The following is a 4416-nucleotide window of genomic DNA, read 5'->3' on the forward strand; positions in this document are numbered from 1 at the left end:
CGAAACGATCTACACGGCCATTTACGCGCAGCCCAGGGGCGAGTTGCGCCGCCAGCTCATCGCCTGCCTGCGCCATGGCCGCAGCACACGCATGCCGCGCAAGCGCGGGGTTGATCGACGCGGGCAGATTCCTGAGATGGTCAGCATCCATGTGCGCCCGCCCGAGGTCGAGGACCGCGTCATGCCGGGCCACTGGGAGGGTGACTTCATCAAGGGCGCGGGCAACAAGTCTTCGGTGGGCGTGCTGGTCGAACGCAGCAGTCGTCTGGTGCTGTTGGCCAAGATGGATGACGCTACTGCGGCCTCGGCGCTGGCCGGCTTTTCTGCCAAGCTCAATTCGATTGCCGAGCCGCTGCGCCAGAGCCTGACGTACGACCAGGGAAAGGAGATGACGCGCCACAGTGAGCTCAGTGCCAACACTGGCGTCAAGGTCTACTTCTGCGATCCGCACAGCCCCTGGCAGCGTGGCACTTGTGAGAACACCAACGGGCTGCTGCGCCAGTACCTGCCCAAGGGCACCGACTTGTCCGTGCACACACAAGAAGAACTCGACGCAATTGCCGACAGCTTGAACAAGCGACCCCGCGCTACGCATGCGTTCCACTCCCCACTGGAGGTGTTCGCTCGTATGCACAAACAAGTTTCTCACCCCCCAACTTCAATTCACTGACGCGGGTGTTGCACTTGGGACTTGAAACCGCCAAGCAATAAAACACTGCCCACTCACCCTATTCTGCATCAGCAGCTAGAAGCATCAAAACCCCGCCCTAAAGAGACATTCCCCGCGTCAGCGGGGCTACAAGCAGCAAAGTTGCCCCCAAATCCACCTCCCTAACCACGCGCACCACCCTATCCCCGCCGCAAGCCTTCAACAGGATCAGCTTCGAAGGCCTCCCACAGCGCATCACGCCGTTGCAGCGCCTTGATAACGGCCGGCCGCCGCAATTGCGCCACCGCCGAGACCAGCGCATTGCACAGGAAAAAAGCCGCCGTATAGGAATCAAAGGGCGAAGCATTGGCCGTGCGCACCAGCAGATGGTGATCCGATAGCGGCACCAGCGGCGCCGCCGGGCTATCGCAAATCGCGATCACACGCGCACCGCGCTCGCGGAAGGCGCGCGCGATACTCACCGGCGCGCTGGAATAACGCCGGATGCTGAACGTCAGCAGCACATCCTCCGGTTCCACCCACAGCATGGCATCCGTGGCCGTCACCGCGCCGGCCCCCAGTTCCTGCACCTGCGGCCGGCACATGTTCAGATGCAACGCCAGCCATGCGCCCACCGGCGCGCTGTTTTTCTGCGCCAGCACGAACAGCCGGCCGCGCGGCTCGGCCAGCAGGCGCGCAATCGCCTCGAAGGCTGCCATGTCCAGCCCTTCGTGGGTGGCCGCCAGGTTGTGCTGGTCGTGCAGCAGCGCGTCGTCCACGCAGGCGCGCAGGGTGCGCTTGCCACCGATCGTGGCCGGCGCGCGCAGGCCGGCGGTGGGCAGGAGCGCCGTCACGCTGGCCCGTGCCTCGCGCTGGGCGTCGCCATAGCTGGCATAGCCCAGCTTGGCGAACAGGCGCACCACCGTGGAAGCGCTCGTGCCGTGCTGGGCAGCCAGCGCGGTGGCAGATTCCAGCAACGCATGGGGATAGTCGCGGCCCAGCGCATCGGCCAAGGTGCGCTCGCGGGCGGTCAGCGTGGCCGCCTCGCGTGCAAGGCGCTCGAGCAAGGTGGCGTCACGCGGGGGAGTCTCCTGGGAATTTTTCATGGTGTTGACACGTTGCAATGCGTATTGCATGATCATATCACTTTTGCAATGAACGATTCACTCCCACACAGTGGAAGGAGCAGGCGGGATATGGTGAACAACGCGGCGGATAGCGAGATGCTTGCCCAGGGCACGAGCACGGTGATCGATTGGCTGGGTGGCCAGCGGGCTGAAATGCAGGCGCTGCTGCAGCGCATTGTCGACATCGACAGCGGCAGCCGGCAGGAAGCCGGCGTGACGGCCGTGGCGGAAGTCCTGCGTGCACACCTGGAGGCCGCCGGCATTGCGGTCACGCTGCATGCCGTGCCCGGCTACGGCGTGTGCCTGGATGCGCTGGTGCCCGGCGCCGGCGATGGCGCGCCGATCCTGCTCATGGGTCATATGGACACCGTCTTCCCGGCCGGCACGGCGGCGCGCCGTCCCTTCCGCGTGGAGGACGGGCTTGCCTACGGGCCCGGCGTGGCCGACATGAAATCGGGCCTGGTGATGAATGTGTTCGTGGCCGAGGCCCTGGCGCGCTGCGGCGGCAACGCCTTGCCAGTGCGCCTTTTCTTTTCCTGCGACGAAGAAATCGGATCGTCCGCCACCCGCGAACGGATCATGGACGTGGCGCGCGGTGCGCGCGCCGTGTTCAACGCCGAGCCCGGCCGCGTCAGCGGCAACCTGGTGACCGGGCGCAAGGGGTCGATGGTGGTGGAATTCGAGGTAGAGGGCGTGGCCGCGCACGCGGGCGTCAACCATGCCCAGGGCGCCAGTGCCATTGACGCGCTCGCGCGCAAAATCCTGGCCCTGCATGCGCTGACCGACGCCGAGCAGGGCATCACCACCAATGTGGGCTGCGTGAAGGGCGGCATCGTGCCCAATATGGTGGCGCCGCTTGCGCAGGCCGAGCTCGACGTGCGCTTCACCGCCGACACGGACATCGATGCGCTGGTCGAGCAGGTGCGCGCCATCATCGAGGCCGAATCGCTGCCGCGTACCAAGGGCCGGATCACCGACATGCGCCGCACCCGGCCGATGACCCAGACGCCTGCGGACCTGCTGGCGCTGTACCAGCACGGCGCACAGCAGCTGGGCTTCTCGGTAGAGGGCGAGTTCACCGGCGGCGCCGCCGACAGCGGGCTCACGTCCTCGGTAGGCACGCCCACGCTGTGTGGCACCGGCCCGGTGGGCGGCCATGCGCATACCGTGCGCGAGTACTGCGAGCTTGCCACTTTCGTGCCGCGCGCGCAGGCGGTGGCGCTGGCGGTCCTCGCACTGCGCTGAGCCGGGACACTTCGCCTGCATCCGATCGTTAACTACCTTCACCTCACTGCCATGCCGAACGTGCCATTCTCTCGCCGCCATTTCCTCCGTACCGCCCTTGGCGTAGCCGCGCTCGCGTGTGCCGCACCGCTGGCCGCGCAAGCACAGGGCGCCTATCCCTCGCGTCCCATCACGCTGGTGGTGCCCTTTCCGCCCGGTGGTTCGGTGGACATCATGGCCCGCCAGTACTCGGAGCCGCTCTCACGCATCCTCGGCGTGCCGGTGGTCGTCGACAACCGCCCGGGCGCCGGCGGCTCGGTCGCCACGCAATCGGTGGCGCGCAGCAAGCCCGATGGCTATACGCTGGTGGTCTCCTCCCAGAGCAGCCACCTGGCCAACCCGCTGACCCAGCCGAAGCTGGGCTACGACCCGATCAAGGATTTCGAGAACATCGCCATCCTGGGCCGCCAGCCCAACGCCCTGGTGGTGCATTCGAGCCTGCCGGTGCGTACCTTCGCGGAGTTCCTGGCCTACGCGAAGAAGAACCCGGGCAAGCTCGACTACGGCAGCGGCGGGGTTGGCAGCATGGGCCAGCTGAATGTGGAAATGCTCAAGGCCAGCACCGGCATCTACGCCACGCACATCCCCTATCGCGGGGGCACGCACCTGATCACGGCCGTGCTGAGCAATGAGGTCCAGTTCATCCTCGACAACCTGCTCATCATGCTGCCCTACATCAAGGAAGGAAAGGTGCGTGCGCTGGCGGTGGCTTCCGAGCAGCGCCTGCCGCAGCTGCCTGACGTGCCGACCTTGGCTGAGCTGGGCTATCCGCAGCTCAACCTGAGCTCCTGGACGGGCATCGCAGCGCCCGCTGGCACGCCCGAGCCGGTGGTGCAAAAGCTCTACCAGGCGGTGCGCCAGGCCGCCAGCGATCCCGCCATGCAGACGGCGCTGCGCGCGCGCGGCGTGTTCCCGCCCGAGGAGATGGCGCCGGCCGCCTTCGAGCGGATGATGGCCGACCGGATGGTGCGCTACGGCGAAGTGGTCCGCAAGGCCAAGATCTCCGCGGATTGAGTGCGCGGGACTAGTGTCTCTTTAGGGCGGGGTTTTGATGCTTCTAGCTGCTGATGCAGAATAGGGTGAGTGGGCAGTGTTTTATTGCTTCTAGCTGCTGATGCAGAATAGCGTGAGTGGGGCAGTGTTTTAGCGCTTCTAGCTGCTGATGCAGAATAGCGTGAGTGGGCGATGTTTTAGCGCTTCTAGCTGCTGTCGCGGCTGTACGGTGTTGGCCGTTTTAGAACGTGTGAGATGTCACTTTTTTTTACTCGCCCTCCATGTCAGGATACTTGTCGCCTCGGTCTCCTTGGTGAAGCAAAATGGAGGGCGGTGTGCGAATAGGTGATGACACGATATGCA

General features: G+C 65.4%; 4 protein-coding genes. 3 read left to right on the plus strand and 1 reads right to left on the minus strand.

Translation table 11 applies throughout. The features are described from left to right. A partial coding sequence (locus tag ACYP5B_RS50395; RefSeq protein WP_459574973.1) for an IS30 family transposase occupies positions 1-670 on the plus strand: 670 nt, incomplete at its 5' end. 179 nt (positions 671-849) lie between these two features. Here ACYP5B_RS50395 and ACYP5B_RS50400 read toward each other — a convergent pair. Beyond that, on the minus strand, positions 850-1755 hold the full coding sequence (locus ACYP5B_RS50400; RefSeq protein ID WP_459574974.1) for a MurR/RpiR family transcriptional regulator: 906 nt from the start codon (positions 1753-1755) through the stop codon (positions 850-852). A gap of 90 nt (positions 1756-1845) precedes the next feature. Here ACYP5B_RS50400 and ACYP5B_RS50405 point away from each other — a divergent pair, with 90 nt between their 5' ends. Both ACYP5B_RS50405 and ACYP5B_RS50410 read left to right on the plus strand, forming a co-directional pair. Beyond that, on the plus strand, positions 1846-3021 hold the full coding sequence (locus ACYP5B_RS50405; protein ID WP_459574976.1) for a M20 family metallopeptidase: 1176 nt from the start codon (positions 1846-1848) through the stop codon (positions 3019-3021). Between the two features lie 51 nt (positions 3022-3072). Further along, complete coding sequence (locus tag ACYP5B_RS50410; protein ID WP_400092210.1) at positions 3073-4074, plus strand: Bug family tripartite tricarboxylate transporter substrate binding protein; 1002 nt, start codon at positions 3073-3075, stop codon at positions 4072-4074. Positions 4075-4416: the final 342 nt, after the last annotated feature.

The sequence above is a fragment of the Cupriavidus sp. 8B genome, assembly GCF_054589115.1.